At 68.9% G+C, this 21166-nt stretch carries 18 protein-coding genes and 1 pseudogene; 10 read left to right on the top strand and 9 right to left on the bottom strand.

The window, feature by feature from the left end:
- Positions 1-346: 346 nt before the first annotated feature.
- The 3 genes from D588_RS0108765 to D588_RS0108755 all read right to left on the bottom strand — a co-directional run bounded on the left by D588_RS0108765 (position 347) and on the right by D588_RS0108755 (position 3751).
- The gene (locus tag D588_RS0108765; RefSeq protein WP_026143524.1) at positions 347-1276 is read right to left on the bottom strand and encodes a dihydrodipicolinate synthase family protein; all 930 of its coding nucleotides are present in this window, start codon (positions 1274-1276) and stop codon (positions 347-349) included.
- Positions 1277-1385: 109 nt separating this feature from the next.
- A complete protein-coding gene (locus D588_RS0108760; protein ID WP_232764261.1) occupies positions 1386-2792 on the bottom strand; it encodes an MFS transporter in 1407 nt (468 codons plus the stop codon).
- 104 nt (positions 2793-2896) lie between these two features.
- Complete coding sequence (locus tag D588_RS0108755) at positions 2897-3751, bottom strand: IclR family transcriptional regulator (RefSeq protein WP_017910111.1); 855 nt, start codon at positions 3749-3751, stop codon at positions 2897-2899.
- A gap of 404 nt (positions 3752-4155) precedes the next feature.
- Between D588_RS0108755 and D588_RS24350 the strand changes: the two genes are divergently transcribed.
- The 3 genes and pseudogenes from D588_RS24350 to D588_RS24345 all read left to right on the top strand — a co-directional run.
- A complete protein-coding gene (locus D588_RS24350; RefSeq protein WP_039728364.1) occupies positions 4156-4626 on the top strand; it encodes a hypothetical protein in 471 nt (156 codons plus the stop codon).
- Between the two features lie 105 nt (positions 4627-4731).
- The gene (locus D588_RS0108745) at positions 4732-5535 is read left to right on the top strand and encodes a YiiX/YebB-like N1pC/P60 family cysteine hydrolase (RefSeq protein ID WP_017915697.1); all 804 of its coding nucleotides are present in this window, start codon (positions 4732-4734) and stop codon (positions 5533-5535) included.
- Between the two features lie 133 nt (positions 5536-5668).
- Positions 5669-7747 (top strand): annotated as a pseudogene (locus tag D588_RS24345) (methyl-accepting chemotaxis protein); the annotation flags it as partial.
- Between the two features lie 442 nt (positions 7748-8189).
- Here D588_RS24345 and D588_RS0108735 read toward each other — a convergent pair.
- The 5 genes from D588_RS0108735 to fabR form a co-directional block, all read right to left on the bottom strand.
- Complete coding sequence (locus D588_RS0108735; RefSeq protein WP_017915695.1) at positions 8190-9092, bottom strand: manganese catalase family protein; 903 nt, start codon at positions 9090-9092, stop codon at positions 8190-8192.
- Between the two features lie 121 nt (positions 9093-9213).
- Positions 9214-9720, bottom strand: coding sequence for a ferritin-like domain-containing protein (locus D588_RS0108730; protein WP_017915694.1), 507 nt, complete (start codon positions 9718-9720; stop codon positions 9214-9216).
- Positions 9721-9791: 71 nt separating this feature from the next.
- Positions 9792-10304 (bottom strand): ferritin-like domain-containing protein, encoded by a 513-nt coding sequence (locus D588_RS0108725; protein ID WP_017910118.1) that lies wholly within the window; start codon positions 10302-10304, stop codon positions 9792-9794.
- Positions 10305-10756: 452 nt separating this feature from the next.
- A complete protein-coding gene (locus D588_RS0108715; RefSeq protein ID WP_017915693.1) occupies positions 10757-11623 on the bottom strand; it encodes an SDR family oxidoreductase in 867 nt (288 codons plus the stop codon).
- 146 nt (positions 11624-11769) lie between these two features.
- Positions 11770-12414, bottom strand: coding sequence for an HTH-type transcriptional repressor FabR (fabR, locus tag D588_RS0108710; protein ID WP_017912841.1), 645 nt, complete (start codon positions 12412-12414; stop codon positions 11770-11772).
- Between the two features lie 93 nt (positions 12415-12507).
- Here fabR and D588_RS0108705 point away from each other — a divergent pair, with 93 nt between their 5' ends.
- The 3 genes from D588_RS0108705 (at position 12508) to D588_RS0108695 (ending at position 15318) form a co-directional block, all read left to right on the top strand.
- Positions 12508-13584 carry a ferredoxin reductase gene (locus tag D588_RS0108705; protein ID WP_017915692.1) on the top strand — a complete coding sequence of 359 codons (1077 nt, stop codon included), beginning with the start codon at positions 12508-12510 and terminating at the stop codon, positions 13582-13584.
- 11 nt (positions 13585-13595) lie between these two features.
- Positions 13596-14720, top strand: coding sequence for an acyl-CoA desaturase (locus D588_RS0108700; RefSeq protein ID WP_017915691.1), 1125 nt, complete (start codon positions 13596-13598; stop codon positions 14718-14720).
- 166 nt (positions 14721-14886) lie between these two features.
- Positions 14887-15318, top strand: a complete 432-nt coding sequence (locus tag D588_RS0108695; RefSeq protein WP_017910123.1) for a low affinity iron permease family protein — start codon at positions 14887-14889, stop codon at positions 15316-15318.
- A 79-nt stretch (positions 15319-15397) separates the two neighbouring features.
- Here D588_RS0108695 and D588_RS0108690 read toward each other — a convergent pair whose 3' ends face one another.
- Positions 15398-15625 (bottom strand): hypothetical protein, encoded by a 228-nt coding sequence (locus tag D588_RS0108690; RefSeq protein ID WP_017915690.1) that lies wholly within the window; start codon positions 15623-15625, stop codon positions 15398-15400.
- Between the two features lie 197 nt (positions 15626-15822).
- Here D588_RS0108690 and D588_RS0108685 point away from each other — a divergent pair, with 197 nt between their 5' ends.
- From D588_RS0108685 to D588_RS0108670, 4 genes are all read left to right on the top strand, one after another.
- Entirely contained in the window at positions 15823-16137 is a 315-nt protein-coding gene (locus D588_RS0108685) for a hypothetical protein (protein WP_026143523.1), read from the top strand.
- 128 nt (positions 16138-16265) lie between these two features.
- Positions 16266-17975 (top strand): ubiquinone-dependent pyruvate dehydrogenase, encoded by a 1710-nt coding sequence (gene poxB, locus D588_RS0108680; protein WP_026143522.1) that lies wholly within the window; start codon positions 16266-16268, stop codon positions 17973-17975.
- A 75-nt stretch (positions 17976-18050) separates the two neighbouring features.
- Positions 18051-19487: a HAMP domain-containing sensor histidine kinase gene (locus D588_RS0108675; RefSeq protein ID WP_017915687.1), complete on the top strand. Its 1437-nt coding sequence runs from the start codon at positions 18051-18053 to the stop codon at positions 19485-19487.
- Positions 19472-20809: a sigma-54 dependent transcriptional regulator gene (locus D588_RS0108670; protein WP_017915686.1), complete on the top strand. Its 1338-nt coding sequence runs from the start codon at positions 19472-19474 to the stop codon at positions 20807-20809. Before D588_RS0108675 ends, D588_RS0108670 begins: the two co-directional genes overlap by 16 nt.
- Positions 20810-21166: the final 357 nt, after the last annotated feature.

Here is a 21166-nt window from a genome sequence, read left to right as displayed (position 1 = left end):
TGGCGGAGGCCGGCAGGGCGGCGGCCGCCGCCAGCAACGAGACGCAGGAAAGAGAACGGGACATGGGACGCTCCACGGACGAGACGAAGCACTCGCCGGACGTGCGCGGTGGGTGCGCGGCGACGCGGCAGTGCGCGAAGGGAAGACACCTTCCGGTCGTGGAGCCGCAGCACGGCGTCGCGTCCGTCGGCGACGGGCACGCCTGTGTGCAGACCTGTGGGGGGACCGGCAAAGACACGCGAGGGCAGACCGGAACGCGTTGCGCGGCGCCGAGGCGCACGCCATCGCCGCAGCGGATGGGCCGCGCAACTGCGCGGCCCATCGAGCTGGAGGCAACCCGTGCGGGTCAGCCCACCTTGCCGAGGCCGGCGGCGGCCATCGCCGCGGCGATCTCCTTGTCGGCGCCCTCGGCCAGCGGCAGCAGCGGCGAACGCACCGTGGCGTGATCGAGCAGGCCGCGCGCGACCAGCGCCCACTTCAGCGCCACCGAGCCTTCCATGTGCGAGCCGCGGTGATAGACGCTCTTGGTCACCGGCAGCAGGCGGTCGTGCAGTGCGCGCGCCTTGGCATAGTCCTTGGCCTTGCCCGCGGCGATCATCTCCAGCAGCGGCTCCGGGGCGATGCAGCCGTAGCCCACCAGCGCGCCATCCACGTCGAACATGGTGTGCAGCAGATACTCGTCGTGGCAGGTCAGCACCGGCACGTGCGGGCGCTCCTTGCGGAACACCGGGATCTCGGTGTCCCAGCGCTTCATGTTGCGCACGCCGTTCTTCATCGCGACCACGCCCGGCAGCGCGGCGATCTCCAGCAACGTCTCCAGGTCGTAGGTGGCCTTGGTCGCGTCCGGGTACTGGAACAGGATCATCGGCAGCCCGCTGGCCTCGTGGATGGCCTTGTAGCGGTCCTGCGGCGCGCCCTTCTGGTAGCCGAAGCGCAGCCAGCCGTGCGACGGATAGATCAGGCCGGCGGAGGCGCCGGCGGCGACCGCGCGCTTGGCTTCGTCGGCGGCGACGCGGGTGCCTTCCAGGGTGATGCCGGCGATGATCGGGATGCGGCCGTCGACGGCGTCGCGGAAGGCGGTGATCACCTTGGCCTGTTCGTCGCGCTCCAGGAACGTGCCTTCGCCGGCGTGGCCGAGCACGGTCAGGCCCTTGACCCCGTTGATGCCGCCGAGCCAGGCGCCGATGCGCTTGATCGCGGGATAGTCGACGGCGCCGTCGCGGGTGAACGGGGTGACCGGGGCGGGGACCAGGCCTTTCAGGTCGATAGTGCTCATGCTCATTTCCTCTTCTTTGGATCAACGGGGGATGGAATCGAACGCGGGGTCCGACGGGGGTGGTGCGGAGGTGTGGTGCGATGCGCCGGCGGCAGTGCCGGCGATACGCTCAGGGCGACAGCTGCTCCAGCGATTTGCCCTTGGTTTCCAGGGCGAAGCGCCAGGTCACGACGGCGCCGGCCAGCAGCACGGCAGCGAAGGCGGCGAACACGTAGCGGATGCCGAGTCCGGCGATGACCGCGCCGACCAGCAGCGGCCCGCAGGCCGAGCCCAGGCGCAGCCAGGCGCTGCCCAGTCCGGTGCCGATGGCGCGGATGCGGGTGGGGTAGAGCTCGGCCGAATACAGGTACAGCGAGAAGGTGATGGTCTGCACCGCGGCGTAGCCGAGCGCCGCGAACACCAGCACCTGCGGCGCCGAGGTGCCGCCGAGCGCCGCCAGCGCCAGCAGCGGCACGCCGCCGGCCACGAACGCCAGCCCATACCAGCGCTTGCGTCCGACCTTGTCGATCGACAGCGCGCAGGCCACTGCGGCGGCGACGCCGGCCAGCGAGGTGAAGAAGCCATAGGCGATGCTCTGCTGCAGCGACAGCCCGAAGTGCGTGCGGTACAGCGTCGGCAGCCAGGTGATGATGCCGTTGGCCACCAGGTAGGAGCAGAACCACAGGCTCCAGATCACCAGGGTGCGCTTGCGATAGACGCTGCCGAACAGCTCGCGCCAGTCCGAGCGCTGCGCCTCGGGCAGCGCAGTGCGGTCGAAGGCTGGCGCCGGCAACGGGCCATGGCGGCGCTCGGCGCTGCGCTCCAGTTCGGCCACGATCGCGTCGGCCTTGGCGTAGCGGCCCTTGGAGGCCAGCCAGCGCGGCGATTCGAACATGAAGAAACGCAGCGGAATCATGATCGCCGCAGGGATCAGCCCGACCATGAACATCGCTTTCCAGCCGTAGGCCGGCACCAGGAAGTAGCCGATGCCGCCAGCGGCGACCAGGCCGAGCAGGAACATCACCTCGTACAGCAGGAAGAAGCGGCCGCGCTTCTTCGAACCGATCAGTTCGTTGATGTAGGCGCTGGCCACCGGCACCTCGCCGCCGGTGCCGATGCCCTGGACGAAGCGGAACGCGATCATCGTCGCGGCGCTGCCGGCGAACAGGCAGGCCACGTCCATCGACACGAACAGCAGGATGGTGAACAGCAGCACGTGCAGGCGGCCGATGCGCTCGGCCAGCCAGCCGAAGAACACCGAGCCCAGCAGTTGGCCCAGGTAGCCGGCCGACAGGATCGTGCCGATCTGTGCCGGCGACAGCTGCCATTCCTTGGTCAGCACCGGCATCGCGTAGGCGATGGCGATCACCGTGTAGCCGTCGAAGAACGTGGCGGCGCCGACGATGTTGCGCGCCCACCACACCTTGCGGGTGATCGGCAGGCGTTCGAGGCGTGCGCCGATCTCCGCCTGCGCCTCGGCGATGGACGGGGTGCGGGCGGTGGCGTTGGCGGTGGGGGCAGGGGCTGTGGTGGGCATGAGCATCGTGGCTGCCTTTCGCAGGACAAGGGGACCCCGACGCGGGCGCCGAAGCGTCCACGCAGCGAGACCGACAGGGAGGGCCGGGCGGTGGCCCGCGCGGATCAGGTGCTGGGGGCGGTCACGGCAACACTCCCGCTGGCCTGGATCGCGAAGGCGATGTCCTTGGCGGCCAGTAGCGTCGGCTGCAGGGCGGTCTCCAGCAGTTCGGCGTGGCTGGTGCGCACCGACGGCGCGGCGACACTGATCGCGCCGAGCGGATAGTCGTCCGCATCCAGCACCGGGACCGCCAGCACGCGCAGGCCCTCGGTCAGCATCGACTCCAGGATCACGTAGCGGTCGCGGCGGATGCTGTCGAAGGTGCGCCGGATCGTGGCGATCTCCGGCGTCTGCGCACCCTGCACGTCGACCCCGGTCACCCGCGTCACTTCCGCCGGCGCCAGGTGCGCCAGCATCGCCAGGCCGATCGCCGTACGGGTGCTGGGCACCGTGGTGCCGATGCGGATGTCCACGCCCAGGCGGGTGATGCCGGCGCGCACGCGCTCGATGTAGAGCACGTCGGGGCCTTGCAGCACCGCGAAGCTGGCCGCTTCGTTGACGTCGCTGACCAGCGTGCGCAGCAGCGGCCGCACCACGCTGCGCAGATCGCGGCGGGCGATGGCGTGGAAGCCGAGGTCGAGCACCTTCAGGGTCAGGCGGAAGCGGCGGCTCTCCGGCACGCGGTGCACGTAGCCCAGCTCGACCAGGGTGTTGAGCATGCGGAAGGTGGTGCCGGGATCGAGCCGGGCCAGGGCCGCGATCTGGCTCAGCGACAGTTCCTCGTGCTCGGACGAGAACGCCTCGAGCACGCGAAAGCCCTTGGCCAGCGACTGCACGGTGCTGCGCAGCTTCTTGTCCCCGGCCTCGTCGCCATCGTCGGGCGCGGCGCTGGCCGCGCGCTGGGAAGTCGTCTTGATCATCTGCAGTTCCTGGAGGACCCGGGGGAATCGCCAGCTTGCTCGACCCGCCTGATCCTGTCGCTTGACAAGTGAATTTCGGATTGCGAAAATAATTTCGAAATTTCATGCCAAGACTCCGCCCGGGCGCTCGATGCGTCAAGTTGCGGCGCAACATGCGTGGGCGGTTCGCCCTGCGCGTCGACGATCCGTGGTTTCGAAACCTCCGAAAGACGCGTCATCGCCTGCTGGGAGTTGCGCAGGCGCGAGACCATGCCGCGCCATCGCGCGATGTCCGTGCTTGGGGCGGCGCCTATCGCAAGGCACGTGGCGTCGCGTCTGTATCGCCAGGTAGACGAACGCGGCCTTACGCGGTGATGTCAGCCGTGCTGGCAGACAGCGGCATGGCGGCATCGATACCGTGATGCATGGCTCGAACGACCCGACAGACGCCGCCCCCGCCGGCGCAGACATGGTGGCAAGCACTCTCGTTCAAGCGCACCGCCGCCGAGGTCTCGGCAGTGCTGGTGGTGATCGGCGCGACCTACGGCTTCGTGCAGTACGTGGAGGTCAAGCCGCTGCAGCGGCAGCTGGCCGAGGCGCAGGCCGGTGCCTGCGACGCCAAGGCCGCGGCGATGTCGCTGATGCTGAGTCTGTTGCCGGGCGAGAGCCGCACCCTCTTCGATGGCGCGCTGACCATCGCCAATCTCACGCCAGCGCAGGACGATGCCAAGGTGCGGCTGCGGATCGCGCCGCTGGGTGCGGCCGCGGTCGACAAGCTCCAGCCGGTGCCGGGAGACCGCTTTCTGGTGCAAGTGCCGGGCCGTGGCCGCTATGCGGTCTACCTGCGTTCCAGCAGCGCGCAGTTCGTGGAGCTGTCGATCCTGCGGCAACCGTGAGCCGGTCGCTGGCGCCGGCACGCCATTCAAGAAATCCAGCGCATGGCCGCCATTGCGGATAGCGGAGCCGTTTCGCCGAAGCGGCCGTCCCTCGGGGGAACGCGCATGCTGTCCTTGCCACGTTTGCTGGGCCGCCACCTGGCCAAGTTCCTGTCCAAGCCGCGCCGCCATGGCTCGCAACTGCCGACCAGCCCGCCGCAACTGTTGCGTGCCACCCTGCGCAAGGGCGACGTGCTGCTGGTCGAGGGCAACAGCCGCTTCTCCACCGCCATCAAGTACCTGAGCCAGTCCACCTGGTCGCACGCGGCGCTGTACATCGGCGACCACGTGGCCGCGCTTCCCGGCGAGGAAGCGCCGCTGTTCTGCGATGTCGACATCAACGTCGGCGTGCGCCTGGTGGGATTGAGCGAGTTCGCCGGCCTGCACACCCGCATCTGCCGTCCGGTGGGGTTAAGCGCGCAGGAGATCGAGACCGTGGTGGAGTACATGGTCTCGCGGGTCGGCAACAGCTACGACCTGAAGAACATCTTCGATCTGGCGCGCTACCTGATCCGCACGCCGCCGCTGCCGTCGTCGGTGAAGCGGCGCTTCCTGGAGCTGGGCAGCGGCGAGCCGACCCGGGCGATCTGCTCGACGTTGCTGGCGCAGGCGTTCGGCGCGATCCGCTATCCCATCCTGCCGGAAATCGACCAGGCGCCGCCGACGGGAAGCGATGCCGGAGAAGACGCGGAGATCCTGCATCCGCGCCATCACAGCCTGACGCTGCCTCGCGATTTCGACGTCTCGCCGTACTTCAACGTGGTCAAGCCGCGCTTGCAGCAGGGCTTCGATTTCCATCGCCTGGTGTGGGAGCCGCACGCCGCCGGCGTGCCGTCTGCGAGCGCGCCGATGGATGCCGCACTGGCCTGACGGAAGACGGCTGCAGCGTGAAACTGTGGTGCGCGTTGCTCTGGCGAAGCACTTCGCAGTTCAAGTTCGAGCGCGCGCTGGCCGATACAAAATTCCGTTCTCTGCTTTCTACGCCATGAATCCCATCCAATTTCTGCGCCGCCATATCGCCAATCTGCCGATGGCGCGCAAGTTCGTCGTGCTGTGCACGCTGATCGCGCTCGGCGTGATCCTGCTCGCCGTTGCCGCAGCGCGCCTGCAATATCTCAACCTGATCGATGCGCGCAAGCAAAGCGTCAAGACCCAGGTCGACATGGGCCTGAGCGTGATGCAGCACTACGCCGATCTGGCCAAGCGCGGCGAGATGACCGAGGCGCAGGCGCAGGCAGCGGCCAAGGGCGCGCTGGCCGACATGAAGACCAACGGCGGCGTGGACTACTTCTTCATCGTCGACCCGCAGATGCGCATCGTCATGCATCCCAAGCGTGCGGTCGGCACCGACATGAGCGGCTACAGGAGCGATGCCGGCGAGTACGTGTACCGCGACATCCAGACGGCGGTGCGCAGCGGCGACGGTTTCAGCTACTACACCGCGCCCAAGCCCGGCAAGTCGGTGCAGCTGCCGAAGATCAGCTACGCCGCGCTGTACCCGCAGTGGAACTGGGTGCTGGCGATGGGCGTGTATGCCGAGGACATCCAGGCCCAGGCGATGGGCTTCACCAAGATCCTTACGGTGATCGGTGGTGGCCTGGTGGCGCTGGTCGTGGGCCTGTGCTGGCTGATCGCCGGCGCCATCGTCGCGCCGCTGCGCGGCGCCACGCGCACCGCCGAAGCGATCGCCTCGGGCCGCTTCGACAATCCGATCAAGGTCGAGTCGCGCGACGAGACCGGGCAGTTGATGACCAGCATGCAGCAGATGCAGACCCAGCTGCAGCGCTTCAACGGCGAGATGCAGACCCTGGTGCGGCTGCAGCAGGGCGAGGACATCAGCCACCGCATGCCGGAGGACTTCCCCGGCGACTACGGCACGCTCGCGCACGGCATGAACACCGCGCTGTTCGAGCACCTGGACGCGATCGTCGAGGCGATGGCGATCATGGACGAGTACGGCCGCGGCGACCTGCGCCGCGACATGCGTCGGCTGCCGGGACAGCGCGCCGCGCTGCACGAGGCGCTGGACGTGGTCAAGGCCAACCTGTCGGCGGTCAACGGCGACATCGCGCGGCTGGCCGACGCGGCCGCCCGCGGCGACTTCACTGCACGTGGCGACGAGGCGCGCTACGCGTTCGCGTTCAAGGAAATGGTGGAAGCGCTGAACCGGCTGATGCGCCAGGCCGACAGCGGCCTGGCCGACGTCGGCCGGATCATGGGGGCGATCGCCGATGGCGACCTGTCGCAGCGCGTGGACGTACGCTACGAAGGCGCGTTCGGCAAGCTCGCCGACGCCGCCAACCGCACCGCCGAGCAACTGACCGGCATCGTGCAGGGCATCCAGCGCGCGGTCGGCTCGATCAACACCGCCGCCAGCGAGATCGCCAGCGGCAACAGCGACCTGTCGGTGCGCACCGAGCAGCAGGCGGCCAGCCTGGAAGAAACCGCCGCCTCGATGGAGGAGCTGACGTCCACCGTGAAGCAGAACGCCGACAGCGCGCGCCAGGCCAACCAGCTGGTGCTGAGCACCGGCGAGGTGGCCGAGCACGGCGGCCGCGCCGTGGAGGAAGTGGTGGCGACCATGGCCTCGATCAGCGCCGCGTCCGCGCGCATCGCCGACATCATCGGCGTGATCGACGGCATCGCCTTCCAGACCAACATCCTCGCGCTCAATGCGGCGGTGGAAGCGGCGCGCGCCGGCGAACAGGGCCGCGGCTTCGCCGTGGTGGCCTCGGAAGTGCGCACGCTGGCGCAGCGTTCGGCGGCGGCGGCCAAGGAGATCAAGGCCCTGATCTCCGACTCGGTGCAGGAAGTGGAGCAGGGCTCGACCCTGGTCAACCGCGCCGGCACCACCATGACCGAGGTGGTCGCCTCGGTGAAGCGGGTCACCGACATCATGGCCGAGATCTCCGCGGCCAGCGCCGAGCAGAGCGCGGGCATCGACCAGGTCAGCAAGACGGTGATGCAGCTGGACGAGGGCACCCAGCAGAACGCGGCATTGGTGGAAGAAGCCAGCGCGGCGGCCAAGAGCATGGAAGACCAGGCGGCGGAACTGGCACGCGCGGTGGCGGTGTTCCGCCTCGCCGGCGGCGCCGCCATCAGCGTGGCACCAGCGATCGCGGCAAGGCCGCAGCCGGCCAGGCCGGCGGTGCGGGCTGTCGCCGTCGCCACCAAGCCCAAGCCGACGGTCCCGGTGCGGCAAGCGGCGGCCAAGCCACGCCCGATCCAGGGCGTGCCGGCGGACAGCGCGGAGTGGGAAGAGTTCTGAGCCAGTGCGGCGTGGTGGCGCCTGCCGCCACGCCGTGTTCGCCCAGTCGTTGCATTCCAGGGGCTGGCGAACGCGCGATGAGGTCATGCATCTCGCTGGGGCTGGCAATCCAAGCCGGTGCATGCGCCGCACCGGCAGACCGGCGACTGAACGGGGGTTGCCGCGAAAGGGGCGATCACAGCCCATGCTCTCTCGCACGAACGCCGCGATGCTTGCGCATCGCGGCGTTCGTGCGAGGGCGGCCTGCAATGGCGCGTTAGCGCGCCACGCTGCCCTTGGTCGAGCCGGCGACGGGGCCGGCACCCAGGTCGGCACCGGTGGTCGAGTCGCTGTCCGGCTGCGACAGCGTACGCGCCGCCAGCGCCTGCACTGCGCTCTGTTCCAGTTCACTCAGGCCCACGCTGGGCATCCCGCTGCCGCCATCCACCGCCACCTGGCGATTGCGGTCGGCAATGGACTCCCATTGGCTGCCGCTGTTCCAGGGCCCCTGCATGTCGCCGTCGCCCTGCGACATGTCGTAGTAGCGGTCGGTGAAGGCCGGATCGCCCGGCAGTTTGCCTGGCGGGAAGTTGGGCTCGATCGCGTACAGCGCCTTCTCGAAGGACTTCTGGTGCGCCACTTCGCGGGTCATCAGGAAGGTCAGCGCATCGACGATGCCCGGATCGTCGGTGACGTTGATCAGGCGCTCGTAGACGATCTTGGCGCGCGCTTCGGCGGCGATGTTGGAGCGCAGGTCGGCCGTCGGCTCGCCGATACTGTCCACGTAGGCCGCGCTCCACGGCACGCCACTGGAATTGACCAGCGCCGGGCCGCCGCCGTAGAGAATCTGCTGGGTCTGGCTGGTGTTGTTGTTGCGGGTGAGGTTGCGCATGTCCTCGACCTCGGCCATGCCTTCGGACAGCACGGCCTTCGGCCCCTGATTGAGCATGGCGATGATCGAGCCGATGATTTCCAGGTGGCTGAGCTCCTCGGTGGCGATGTCGTACAGCAGATCCTTGCGGCCGGGATCGACCTCGCCGATGGCCTGGGTGAAGTAGCGCATCGCCGCGGCAAGCTCGCCTTGCGGGCCGCCGAACTGTTCCAGCATCAGCGAGGCCAGCGCCGGATCGGGTTGTGCCACGCGGACCGTGTACATCAGCCGCTTGTTGTGCATGAACATGGGGTTCTCCTGGAGTGCCGCCCGAACGTCGTGACGACGCAATGGCGCGACCGACGGCCGCGCGTGGGGGACAGGCGTCTTGGATGCTGCGACCCGCGCTGGCGGGCCGCAGCCGGGGCGGTCAGGCCGCCTTGCGCTTGCGTGCCGCTTCTTCGTTGTCCCCCTGCTCGGCCAGCAGGGTCAGCTTCTCGTCGGTGGACTTCTCTTCATTGAGCGTTTCCAGCAGCAGGCTCAACGCATCGTCCATGCCCAACTGCTTGGCCATGGCGGCAAGTGTGCCGTAGGAGGCGATCTCGTAATGCTCGACCTTCTGCGCGCCGCCGATCAACGCGGCATCGCGCACCGGGCCGGCTTCGATCGACTCGATCACTTCCTTGCCTTCTTCCACCAGGCCTTCCATGGCGGCGCACTTGATCCGCTTCAGGCGCAGGTTGCCCTTTTCGACGATCTGGTCGATGCGTTCGATCTGGCCCTGGGTTTCTTCCAGGTGCGCTTCGAACGCCGCGCGCAGCGCCGGGTTGGTGGAGGCGCGTGCCAGCCGCGGCAGTGCCTTGGTCAGCTGCTTCTCGGCGCTGTAGATGTCCGACAGCTCGTGGATGAACAGTTCGTCGATGGTCTTGACGGCCATGGGAGTCTCCGGTGGGTGAAGGGTGGGTGCTGCGGGGGAATGTGCGCACGTCGTGCGATGCACGACGGCGCTCAGTGCTTGGCGGTTTCGCCTTCGGTGCGCTCGCGCTTCAGGAACGCCAGGATCGTGGCTTCCTGGTGCTCGATCAGCCACTCGGCCATGGCGATTTCCTGGTCGAGGATGGCGGCGCAGATGTCGGCGATCTCGGTCTGCCCGGCTTCCTTGGCGGCGATCACCAGGGAACGGTAGCTGGCGATCTCCATATGCTCGAAGGCGTAGCTCACGCCCAGGCTCTTGGCCACCTCGTCGCTCATCATCGAATTGCCGGCGGCGTGCACCGAGGCCATCACGCTGGCGACGGTGCCCTTGATGGTCGGGATCGAGCCGTCCAGGATCTCGATGCAGCGCTTGACCTGTTCGGATTGATCGCGGGTTTCGTTGACGTGCTGCTCGATGCGCGCCTTCAGCTGCGGGTAGTGCTCCAGGCGGCCGGCGGTGGCAGTGAGCATGGTGTTGGCCTCCTGCTCCATGGCGTAGGCGTCCTGCAGCCACTTCAACAAGCGTTCGGTGTTGCTTCGGGTCATGGATATCGCTCCAGATGGTGTGCGCGACGCACCTGCATCGCATCGCGCGTCCGTGTGTTTTTCCCCTGTGCGATCAACCTAGACTCGCCGCCGTTAGAGCAGTTGCAGCGCAGAGTGAATGCCGTGCGAGATGCCGTGTGAGGAGATGTACACGGTGGCGATACGCGTGATGCGCGGGTGCTGCATGTCTTTTGCGCTCGCGCTCGAAGGAGCGGCTTCAGTCGTGACAGGCCTTCATGGGAATGCCCGTCGCGGCTGAAGCCGCTCCTGAAGAGGGGAGTGCGCTGGATCTGTGCCCTGCTAACGAGACAGCAGCAGGCGATGCGTGTGCTTGCGTGAGGATCACAGCGACAACATCAGGGGAAAGCCTCTCGCGGCCAGAGCCGCACCTACAGCGCCGCAAGCCCGCAGCGCTTTTCCCATTCCCGATTCCCCACTTACGATTCCCGGCCTTACAGCGTCACCGCGCCACCCGAGATGGTCAGCAACGTGCCCGACGTATAGCTCGAGGTATCCGCAGCCAACAGCACATAGGCCGAGGCCAGTTCCGCCGGCTGGCCAGGACGGCCGAACGGCGTCTGCTCGCCGAAGGTGCGCACCGATTCCTCATCCATGCCGGTGGGGATGAACGGCGTCCAGATCGGACCCGGCAGCACCGCGTTGACGCGGATCTTCTTCTCGGCGAGCAGGCCGGCCAAACCGATGGTCAGGTTGGCCAGCGCGCCCTTGGTGGCCGAGTACGGCAGGATGTTGGGCGTGGGCTTCTTCGAGTTCACCGAGGCGGTATTGATGATCGAGCCGCCCTCGGGCATGTGCGGCAGCGCCAGCCGCACCAGGTGGAACGGCGCATGCACGTTGGTGGCGAAGGTTTTCTCCCATTCGTCGAGGGTGATCTCGTCGAAGCTGTGGAAATAGCGCTGGTAGGCCGCGTTGTTGACCAGTACGTCGAGGCCGCCGAAGGCGTCGGTCACGGTCTTGATCAACGCCTCGGCCTGCGCGCGGTCGCTGATGTCGCAGGGATGCAGCAGCACGCGCACGCCGGCATCCTCCACCAGCTTGGCAATGCGTTCGGCGTCGTCCTGCTCGTCGGGCAGGTAGGCGATGGCGACGTCGGCGCCCTCGCGCGCATAGGCGATCGCCACCGCGGCGCCGATGCCGCTGTCGCCGCCGGTGATCAGGGTGCGCTTGCCCTGCAGCAGGCCGTGGCCGACATAGCTGTCTTCACCGTGATCCGGTTTCGGATCCATGGCCTGGGTCTTGCCGGGAAAGGATTGCTGCTGCGCCTTGAACGGCGGCGACGGATAGTTTGGAACGGCCATGTGCATGCCTCGTTGGGGGAGTGTCCAACGAGGGTGGGCAGGCGCAGGTAAAGCCGGGGCCAAGACCATGTCGGCGGCATGTCACGATGCGGGCAAGCGCCCGTGCCGGTCACTGTCTGCGTGAGCGCCGCTGCGGCGCCGCGAACTCAGCCGGCGGCGAGCGTGCGCGCGCCGACGATGATCATGCGCAGCATCGCGGTGATCTGCCGGATCAGTTCCGGATCCTTCTCCGGCGGCAGGTCCATCGCGGTGGCGCCCATCGCGAACACCAGCCGGGTGATCGCCTTGGAGACCAGCGCTGGTTCGTGCAGCGGCGCGCCTTCCAGCGCGGCCAGGCGGATCAGGTCCACCCGCAGTTCGTCCTCGAAATAGTTCAGCTCGCGGTCCACTGCATGTTTGAACGCGTCCGAGCCGACCGTGCCCTCGCGTAACAGGACGTGCAGCAGCTTGTCGTCGGCGCGCAACTGTTCCATGAAAGTCTCAACGGAACTGAGGATGATGCTGCGGCGGTTTCCGGCGGCACGCTGCCGCGCCTGGCCGATGATGGTGCGCAGCGAGCTGCCGGCCAGGTCGATCAGCGCCACCGCCAGCTCGTCCATGTCGCGGAACTGGCGGTAGAAGCTGTTGGGGGCGATGCCGGCTTCGCGGGTCACCTCGCGCAGGCTCAGTGTGGACACGCTGCGGTGCGGCCCGATCAGCTTCAGCGCCGCGGCCAGCAGGTCCTCGCGCGAGATCGCACCCTTGCGGGCGTTCGGCGTGTCCGCGGACGGGGGAGGGGAGAGCGTCGTCATGGGCAGACCGGGCCAGGCAATGGGGGATGATAACGCCATTGCTGAATGCACAACTGTATAGACATCTGTATCTTCATCTGTATAGTGGACCCCATGAATGCTGCCCGCCGTCCCGCCAAGCTCCGCCCTGCCGCCCGCGCCCTGCGCGCCTGGGTCAAGCCGGACGTGTTCGATTTCTGGTCCACCCGCCTGCATCCGCTGTGGACCTGGCAGCGCCCGCGTGCCCGTCTGGTGCAGCGCGAGGCCGCCAGCAGCGACGCGGTGACCCTGGTGCTGCAGCCCAACCGCCACTGGCGCGGCCTGCGCGCCGGCCAGCACGTGGAACTGGGCGTGGAGATCGACGGCCGCCGGCTGCTGCGCAGCTACAGTCCCACGCCGTTGCCGGGCGGGCGCCTGGCGATCACGGTCAAGACCGTCGACGGCGGCCGGGTCAGCCAGTACCTGGCCGGCGCCGCGCGCATCGGCGAGGTGTTCGAACTCGGCCAGGCCTACGGCGAGATGGTGCTGCCGACCGCGCCGCACGGCCGCTGGCTGCTGCTGGCCGCCGGCAGCGGCATCACCCCGATGCGCGCGCTGCTGCGGCAACTGGCCGATGCCGGCATGCCGGCCGATGTCGACCTGCTGTACTGGGCGCGGCGCCACGACCAGGTCTGCTTCCGCGACGAACTGCAGGCGCTGGCCGCGGCGCATCCGCGTTTCCGCCTGCACCTGGCCATCACCGGCGAGGGCGAAACGCCGGCGCCGCGCGTGGACACGCTGCCGCTGGATACCCTGGGCGACCTGGGGCAGGCGCAGGTGCTGGCCTGCGGCCCGGGCGGCTTCGTGCAGGCGGCGCGCGCGCGCCTGCAGCACCGCGTGGCCCGCTTCCAGGCCGAAGCGTTCAGCCCGCCGCCGGCCCCGGCCGATGTCGAGCAGGGCACCGTGGCGGTGACCCTGGCGCGCAGCGGCCGCGTGCTGCAGCTGCCGCGCGGCCAGTCGCTGCTCACCGCGCTGGAAGCCGAGGGCCTGCGGCCCAAGCACGGCTGCCGCATGGGCATCTGCAACAGCTGCGCCTGCGGCAAGCAGGCCGGCATCACCCGTGATCTGCTCAGCGGCGCCCACGCCGCCGAACCCGGTTCGCTGAAGCTGTGCGTCAACAGCGCCAGCAGCGACCTGACCCTGGACCTCTGAAGGACTTCCCCATGGCGGCTCCCCGCAACCGCGCACTCACCCCGGCCGAACTGCAGACCTTCGGCGACGAACTGGATGCGCTGCGCATGCGCACCCTGGCCGACCTGGGCGCGCGCGACGCGCGCTACATCCGCCGCATCGTCGCCGCGGTGCGCTACACCGGCGTGGCCGGCCGTGCGCTGCTGTTCCTCGGCGCCTTCGTGCACAGCGTGCTGGTGCCGGCGTGGATCGCCGGCGTGCTGCTGCTGACCCTGTCCAAGATCCTGGAGAACATGGAACTAGGCCACAACGTGATGCATGGCCAGTACGACTGGATGGGCGATGCGCACCTGAACGGCAACACCTACGAGTGGGACATCGTCGCCACCGGCGACAACTGGCGCAAGACGCACAACTTCAAGCACCACACCTACACCAACGTGCGCGGCATGGACGACGACATCGGCTATGGCCTGCTGCGCATCTTCCCCGAGCAGCGCTGGCGCCCGTTCTACCTGGCGCAGCCGTTCATCGCGGTGGTGTTCGCGCTGCTGTTCGAATGGGGCGTGGCGATCCAGGACCTGCGCCTGGGCCGCTGGCTGGCCGGCAAGATGAAGCGCGGCGAATTGAAGCGGACGTTCCTGCCGGTCGGGCGCAAGATGGGCCGGCAGATCTTCAAGGACTACATCCTGTTTCCGGCGCTGGCCGGCCCGTTCTTCCTGCCGGTGCTGCTGGGCAACCTGGCCGCCAACGTGCTGCGCAGCATCTGGACCTTCGTGATCATCTTCTGCGGCCACTTCACCGCCGACGCCGAGACCTTCCCCAAGGAGTCGATCAAGAACGAGTCGCGCGGCCATTGGTACCTGCGGCAACTGCGCGGTTCCTCCAACCTGGCCGGCGGCAAGCTGCTGAACGTGCTGTCGGGCAACCTCAGCCACCAGATCGAGCACCATTTCTTCCCGGACGTGCCGGCCAACCGCTATGCGGCGCTGGCGGTGCAGGTGCGCGAGATCTGCGCGCGCTACGGCCAGCACTACAACACCGGCTCGCTGCCCAAGCAGTTCGGCCAGGTGGTGTGGCGGATCCTGCGCCACGCCTTCCCGAGCCGGCCACGCCCGGTGCGGGCGCTGCAGCCGGCGACGCAACAGGCCGGTTGAGCCTCGCGCACAGGTCAAGCAAAAAGGCGGGGGCGACCCCGCCTTTTTCATTGGCCCGGCGCTGGCGCGATATGCACGCCTCGCTCACGGGAGGCTGTCGATCATCCTTAGCCGCCTGCAGGCGCCGGCGGCGGTGCAGGCGTCTTCCGTCGAGCGAGGGCCTGCGATGAAACCTGCCAAGCTGTTCAACGTCGTCGCCAAGAAGGCGTCGTATGCCGCCGGCACGCCCTGGACCTTCTGCATCGCGCTATGCATCGTGCTGGTGTGGGGCCTCAGCGGCCCGGTGTTCGGCTTCAACGACACCTGGCAGCTGGTCATCAACACCGGCACCACCATCATCACTTTCCTGATGGTGTTCCTGATCCAGCACACCCAGAACGCCGACACCGCGGCGATGCAGATCAAGCTCGACGAGCTGATCCGGGTCAGCGCCAAGGCCAACAACGAGCTGCTGGATCTGGAAGAGCTGGACGAGAAGCGGCTGGAAGAGATCCGCAAGCAATACGAGGAACTGGCGCGCAAGGCCAGCGAGGAACTGCGTGCGCGCAATGCGCGCCACGGCGATGGCCGCGAGACCCACGATCGCCCCAAAGGCTGAGCTGACGCCCGCGCCCTGCGGACGGTGGAAGCAGCGTGTCGGCGGTGAGCGCGCGACACGCCGCTGCGCGTTGCAGGGATCAGGCCGGCACGGCGCCGTCCGGATCGTCTGTGGTCGCAGTTGTCGACGCGCGCTCGGCGCCCTGTAGGGTGTCGCCGTGCGGCGGCGTGGCCCGACCGTCATCCAGTTCGGCTGGTGGCATGGACGAGGCCGCGTCGGCCATGGTGGTGTGGGTGTTGAGGCGATAGGCGCGGATGGCGGCGTAAGCCGTGCCGGCTAGCGCAAGTTTCCAGAGTAGACCGGACATCGCAGGGCTCCAGTGCGGAAGGAGCGGCCAGCGTCGGCCAGCACGGGTGGCGCAGGCGTGCAGGTCACGTGCGTGCGGCGTGGTGGTGCGGATTCGCAGCGTAGTGCTTGCTCGCGTGCTCTTCATGGCGCCTTGCGGGTTGGCTAACACCTGCCGGTCTAGCGTGACGCGCTCCCACGCTTCTGCGGGAGATCGTCATGGCCCAGCGCACTTCACCTCCCACCGGCACGCACGATGTCCGCCAGGCTGCCTACCGCGGCACGCAAGGCGATATGTCGTCCGACAGCGGCGTGCCGTCGCAGCCCATGCCGTCGCCGCACGCACGGACACCGCAGGACCACGGCGATGACCGCAGCGGGCGCAGCCAGCCCAACCTCGGTCAGGCCGGCACCTACGGCGCCACCGGCGAGCATGCCGGCGGCGCACACGGCAAGGCCGCCACGCCCGGCCGCTATCACGAGGACGATGGCGATGCGGCACACGATGCTGCCGCTGCACGCGGCGAAGACTAGCCGCACCGTGCGCTGAACATGGGGGCGGCAGGCACGGGCGTGCATCTGCTGCGCCACGCGTCGGTAACGCGCGCGGTGCGACCATGCCGCTCCCCAACCGGAGATCAGCACGTATGTCCAAGCAGACCATGGCTCGCCTGCTCGCCGAAACCCTGCACAGCGCGGGCGTGGAGCGGATCTGGGGCGTGACCGGCGACAGCCTCAACGGCCTGACCGACGCGCTGCGGCAGATGGACAGCATCGAGTGGATGCACGTGCGTCACGAGGAAGTGGCCGCCTTCGCCGCCGGCGCCGAAGCCGCGGTCAGCGGCAAGCTGGCGGTGTGCGCCGGCAGTTGCGGGCCGGGCAACCTGCATCTGATCAACGGCCTGTTCGATTGCCACCGCAGTCATCAGCCGGTGCTGGCGATCGCCGCGCACATCCCGTCCTCGGAGATCGGCCTGAGCTATTTCCAGGAAACCCACCCGCAGGAACTGTTCCGCGAGTGCAGCCACTACGTCGAACTGGTGACCAACCCGGCGCAGATGCCGGAAGTGCTGCAGCGGGCGATGCGCACGGCGATCCTGCGCCGCGGCGTGGCGGTGGTGGTGATCCCCGGCGACGTCGCCCTGCAGGAAATGCCCAAGGGCACGCCGACGACGTGGCCGGCGCTGGCCGCGCCGCGCATCCTGCCGGCCGACGCCGACGTGGCGAAGCTGGCCGATCTGCTGCAGGCGAGCAAGGCCACCACCTTGCTGTGCGGCAGCGGCTGTGCCGGCGCGCACGACGAGGTGGTGGCGCTGGCCGACGCGCTCGGCGCGCCGATCGTGCATGCGCTGCGCGGCAAGGAACATGTGGAGTGGGACAACCCGTTCGACGTCGGCATGACCGGCCTGATCGGCTTCAGTTCCGGCTACCAGGCCATGCTCAACTGCGACACGCTGCTGATGCTCGGCACCGATTTCCCGTACCGGCAGTTCTATCCCAAGGACGCCACCATCGTGCAGGTCGATAACGACCCGGCCGCGCTGGGGCGGCGCACGCCGCTGCAACTGGGCATCGCCGCCGACGTGCGCGAGACCATCGCCGCGCTGCTGCCGCGCCTGCAGCGTCGCGAGGACCGCGGCTTCCTGGAGAAGTCGCTGGCTCACTACCGCAAGGCGCGCGAGGGCCTGGACGACCTGGCGGTGGCCTCGGCCCCCGGCGAGCCGTTGCATCCGCAGTTCGTCACGCGCATGGTCGATGCGCTGGCTGATGCCGATGCGATCTTCACCTGCGACGTCGGCACGCCGACGGTGTGGGCCGCGCGCTACCTGACCATGAACGGCCAGCGCCGCCTGCTCGGCTCGTTCAACCACGGCTCGATGGCCAATGCGATGCCGCAGGCGTTGGGCGCGCAGGCGCAGTTCCCGCGCCGGCAGGTGATCTCGCTGTCCGGCGATGGCGGCTTCACCATGTTGATGGGCGATTTCATCACCCTGGCCCAGCTCGGCCTGCCGGTGAAGGTGGTGGTCTACAACAACGGCTCGCTCGGCTTCGTGGCGATGGAAATGAAGTCGGCCGGCTACCTGGATACCGGCACCGACCTGAGCAATCCGGACTTCGCGGCGATGAGCAACGCCATGGGCATCCTGGGTCTGCGCGTGGACGAGTCGGCGCAACTGGAGCCGGCCCTGCGCGAGGCATTCGCGCATCCCGGCCCGGCGCTGGTGGACGTGCGCGTGGCCAGCCAGGAACTGGCGATCCCGCCGGCGGTCAAGCTGGAACAGGCCAAGGGCATGGGCCTGTACCTGCTGCGCGCGGTGATGAGCGGACGCGGCGACGAGGTGCTGGAACTGGTCAAGACCAACCTGCGCTGAGTCGCCGCAGGCACCGCGGCGCGGTTACGATCGCCGCGGTTCGCCCCGCCTCTTCCGTTGCGCCCAAGGACGTCCATGCCCCGTTCGCTGTTGCGGCAACTGCTGCTGATCTGGATCGTCATCGTCGCCGCCTGCGTGGGCATGGCGGTGGTGCTGGTCGGGCTGTACCGGCACAGCGAGGGCGTGCGCAGCGAACGCGCGCAGGCCGGGTTGCGCGAGGTGTGCACGCGCATGGTGCAGCGCTACAACGGCGCCAGCGCCGCTGCCCACGGCAGCGACGGCACCGGCCTGGCGGCGGTGGTGTCGCAGCTGGTGCTGGCCGATGCCGCCGGCGTGGAAGGCGGCTTCTGGGACCGCCAGCGCGGCTTCGTCGCCTATGCCTATCCGACCTACGACGGGACCGAGCACAAGACCGACGTGCCCTCGGCCGAGCGCAACGTCATTGTGTCCACCGTGCAGCGCGGGGTGGAGGCGCAGCACCCGGTCGACTACCGCCGCGACGGGCAGCGCGAGAGCCTGCTGATCGCGGCCTGCCCGCTGGACCGCAATGCCGCGGCCTGGGCCATGACCCGCGTGGCCTCCAGCGACGCCGCCGCCAGCCTGCCGCTGGCGTTGGGCATGGCGCTGATCCTGGCGCTGGTGGTGGTGTCGGCGCTGGCGCTGGGCTGGGTGGTGCGGCGCTGGAGCCAGCGCCTGCAGGGCATCCAGCAGGCCCTGGCGACGCCGGCCGAGGTGCCGCAGATCCCCAAGACCGGCGCTCCGGAGCTGGACCGGCTCGGCGCCGCGGTCACCGACTACGCGCAGCGCAACGCGCAGGCGCTGGCCGAGACCCGCCGGCTCGGCGAGGAGCTGTCGCGGCACGAACGCCTGGCCGCGCTGGGGCGCATGACCGCGACCGTGGCGCACGAAATCCGCAACCCGATCGCGACCCTGCGCCTGGCGCTGGAAAACCAGATCGCCGCGCACGCGCACGGTGCCGACGATGCCCAGGCGCAGTTGATGCTGGCGCAGATCCAGCGCCTGGACGGCGTGGTGGAAAGCCTGCTCGGCATGGTCCAGCCGATCCGCCTGCACCGGCAGACGGTGGCGCTGCAACCGTGGCTGCTGGCGCTGCTGGACCCGGCCGACTGGGACGGGCAGACACCGCCGATCGCGCTGCGCCTGCAAGCGACGCCAGCGCAGTGGATGCTGGATCCGCAGCAGGCCGCGCGCGCCCTGCACAACCTGCTGCGCAATGCGCTGCAGCACGCCGCGCCCGGCACCGAGGTCACGTTGGCGGCGCAGGCCGAGAACGACCTGCTGCACCTGCGCGTGCGCAACCAGGGCGAGCCGGTGCCGGCGCCGGTGGCCGCGCATCTGTTCGAACCGTTCGCCAGCGGCCGCAGCGACGGCAACGGCCTGGGCCTGGCGCTGGTGCGCGAGATCGCCCGCGCCCATGGCGGCGAGGCGCACTACGCGCATCGCGACGGCATCACCGAGTTCAGTCTGGAGCTGCCATGGCGCGCATCCTGATCATCGACGACGACCTGGCCTTCCTCAGCACCCTGCAGGCCACGCTGCGCTCGTTCGGCCACGACGTCGTGGCCGTGGCCGACCCGCGCGAGGGCCTGGCGCGCCTGGGCGAGGGTGGGCTCGACCTGGCCTTCGTCGACTTCCGCATGCCCGGCATGGACGGCATCGCACTGATGCGCGCGCGCCAGGACGATGCGCAGGCCATGCGCGTGCCGCTGGTGATGCTCACCGCGCATGCCTCCAGCGGCAACACCATCGAGGCGATGAAGCTCGGCGCCTTCGATCACCTGGTCAAGCCGGTGGGCCGCGCCGATATCGCCGAGGTGGTCGAGCGCGCCCTGCGCAGCCGCGGCGACGCCGCGCCGGACGCCGCAGCGGCCATGCACGCAGAGGAAGACGACGCGCTGCTCGGCCACAGTGCGGCGATGCGCACCGTGCACAAGCGCATCGGCCTGGCCGCCGCGTCCGACCTGCCGGTGCTCATCACCGGCGAAACCGGCACCGGCAAGGAACTGGCGGCGCGCGCGCTGCACCGTGCCAGCGCGCGTGCCGCGCGGCCGTTCGTGGCGATCAATTGCGCGGCGATTCCCGCCGAGCTGATGGAGAGCGAGCTGTTCGGCTACCGCAAGGGCGCGTTCTCCGGCGCGGTGAGCGACCGCAACGGCCTGATCCGCGACGCCGATGGCGGCACCCTGTTCCTCGACGAGATCGGCGACATGCCCTTGCCGATGCAGGCCAAGCTGCTGCGTTTCCTGCAGGAAGGCGAGGTCTCGCCGCTGGGCGGGCACGGCGCGCAGAAGGTGGACGTGCGGGTGATCGCCGCCACCCACCGCGACCTGCTGCAGGCGGTGGACGCCGGGCGCTTCCGCAGCGACCTGCGCTATCGGCTCAACGTGGTGCCGATCGAACTGCCGCCGCTGCGCGAGCGCGGCGACGACATCCTGCTGCTCGCCCAGCACTTCCTCGCCGCCGGCGCCAGCACCCCGCAGACCCTGTCGACGGCAGCGCAGGCGCGCCTGCGCGCCTATCCCTGGCCGGGCAACGTGCGCGAGTTGCGCAACGCCATGCAGCGCTGCCAGGTGCTGGTGCGTGCGCCGGTGGTCGAGGCGCACGACCTGGACGAACTGCTGGCCCAGCCCGCCGAGACGCCCACGGCGCTCGACACCGACGCGCTGACCCTGCCGCAGGCGATCGCGCAACTGGAACGGCAGATGATCCAGGCGGCGCTGACCCAGGCCCACGGCAACCGCGCCGAGGCCGCGCGCCGGCTCGGCATCCATCGCCAGCTCCTGTACCGCAAGCTCGACGAGTATGGGTTGTAGGCGGCGCGCTGGCGCGCGCCGCCGGGATTGGGGATTCGGGATTGGGGATTCTTCAAAGCGAGTGCCGCAACATGATGTCTGGCGCTGTTACGAATCCCCAATCCCGAATCCCCAATCCCCAATCCCCTCCCATCCATCCACACCTGTCCGCAAAGCGGACAGGTGTGGATGGATGGGGGACGCCGCCGACGCCATGTCAGCACAAAATTAATTTAAAAATCAATTACTTAAAAGTTGGCACGGCCTCTGCATTATTCCTCCTGCGAGCGGCGCCCCCTTGCCGCTCAGGAGAAACTCCCATGATCCGTCGTAGCGCACTCGCTCTGTCCCTGGTGCTGGCCACCGCCGCCGCTGCCG

The sequence above is a fragment of the Xanthomonas sp. SHU 308 genome, from assembly GCF_000364645.1.
Taxonomy (GTDB): Bacteria; Pseudomonadota; Gammaproteobacteria; order Xanthomonadales; family Xanthomonadaceae; genus Xanthomonas_A; species Xanthomonas_A sontii.
The sequence above is the reverse complement of the archived record's forward strand: the minus strand, read 5'-3'. Positions and strand labels throughout refer to the sequence as shown.

What these genes read in the sequence shown, in the direction of transcription:
- D588_RS0108685 (WP_026143523.1), top strand. Translation starts at nt 15,823, where the DNA reads ATGGCCCAGCGCACTTCACCTCCCACCGGCACGCACGATGTCCGCCAG.
- D588_RS0108760 (WP_232764261.1), bottom strand. Translation starts at nt 2,792, where the DNA reads ATGCCCACCACAGCCCCTGCCCCCACCGCCAACGCCACCGCCCGCACC.
- D588_RS0108690 (WP_017915690.1), bottom strand. Translation starts at nt 15,625, where the DNA reads ATGTCCGGTCTACTCTGGAAACTTGCGCTAGCCGGCACGGCTTACGCC.
- D588_RS0108755 (WP_017910111.1), bottom strand. Translation starts at nt 3,751, where the DNA reads ATGATCAAGACGACTTCCCAGCGCGCGGCCAGCGCCGCGCCCGACGAT.
- D588_RS0108730 (WP_017915694.1), bottom strand. Translation starts at nt 9,720, where the DNA reads ATGGCCGTCAAGACCATCGACGAACTGTTCATCCACGAGCTGTCGGAC.
- D588_RS0108705 (WP_017915692.1), top strand. Translation starts at nt 12,508, where the DNA reads ATGAATGCTGCCCGCCGTCCCGCCAAGCTCCGCCCTGCCGCCCGCGCC.
- fabR (WP_017912841.1), bottom strand. Translation starts at nt 12,414, where the DNA reads ATGACGACGCTCTCCCCTCCCCCGTCCGCGGACACGCCGAACGCCCGC.
- D588_RS0108675 (WP_017915687.1), top strand. Translation starts at nt 18,051, where the DNA reads ATGCCCCGTTCGCTGTTGCGGCAACTGCTGCTGATCTGGATCGTCATC.
- D588_RS24350 (WP_039728364.1), top strand. Translation starts at nt 4,156, where the DNA reads ATGGCTCGAACGACCCGACAGACGCCGCCCCCGCCGGCGCAGACATGG.
- D588_RS0108745 (WP_017915697.1), top strand. Translation starts at nt 4,732, where the DNA reads ATGCTGTCCTTGCCACGTTTGCTGGGCCGCCACCTGGCCAAGTTCCTG.
- D588_RS0108725 (WP_017910118.1), bottom strand. Translation starts at nt 10,304, where the DNA reads ATGACCCGAAGCAACACCGAACGCTTGTTGAAGTGGCTGCAGGACGCC.
- D588_RS0108670 (WP_017915686.1), top strand. Translation starts at nt 19,472, where the DNA reads ATGGCGCGCATCCTGATCATCGACGACGACCTGGCCTTCCTCAGCACC.
- poxB (WP_026143522.1), top strand. Translation starts at nt 16,266, where the DNA reads ATGGCTCGCCTGCTCGCCGAAACCCTGCACAGCGCGGGCGTGGAGCGG.
- D588_RS0108735 (WP_017915695.1), bottom strand. Translation starts at nt 9,092, where the DNA reads ATGTTCATGCACAACAAGCGGCTGATGTACACGGTCCGCGTGGCACAA.
- D588_RS0108700 (WP_017915691.1), top strand. Translation starts at nt 13,596, where the DNA reads ATGGCGGCTCCCCGCAACCGCGCACTCACCCCGGCCGAACTGCAGACC.
- D588_RS0108695 (WP_017910123.1), top strand. Translation starts at nt 14,887, where the DNA reads ATGAAACCTGCCAAGCTGTTCAACGTCGTCGCCAAGAAGGCGTCGTAT.
- D588_RS0108715 (WP_017915693.1), bottom strand. Translation starts at nt 11,623, where the DNA reads ATGGCCGTTCCAAACTATCCGTCGCCGCCGTTCAAGGCGCAGCAGCAA.
- D588_RS0108765 (WP_026143524.1), bottom strand. Translation starts at nt 1,276, where the DNA reads ATGAGCACTATCGACCTGAAAGGCCTGGTCCCCGCCCCGGTCACCCCG.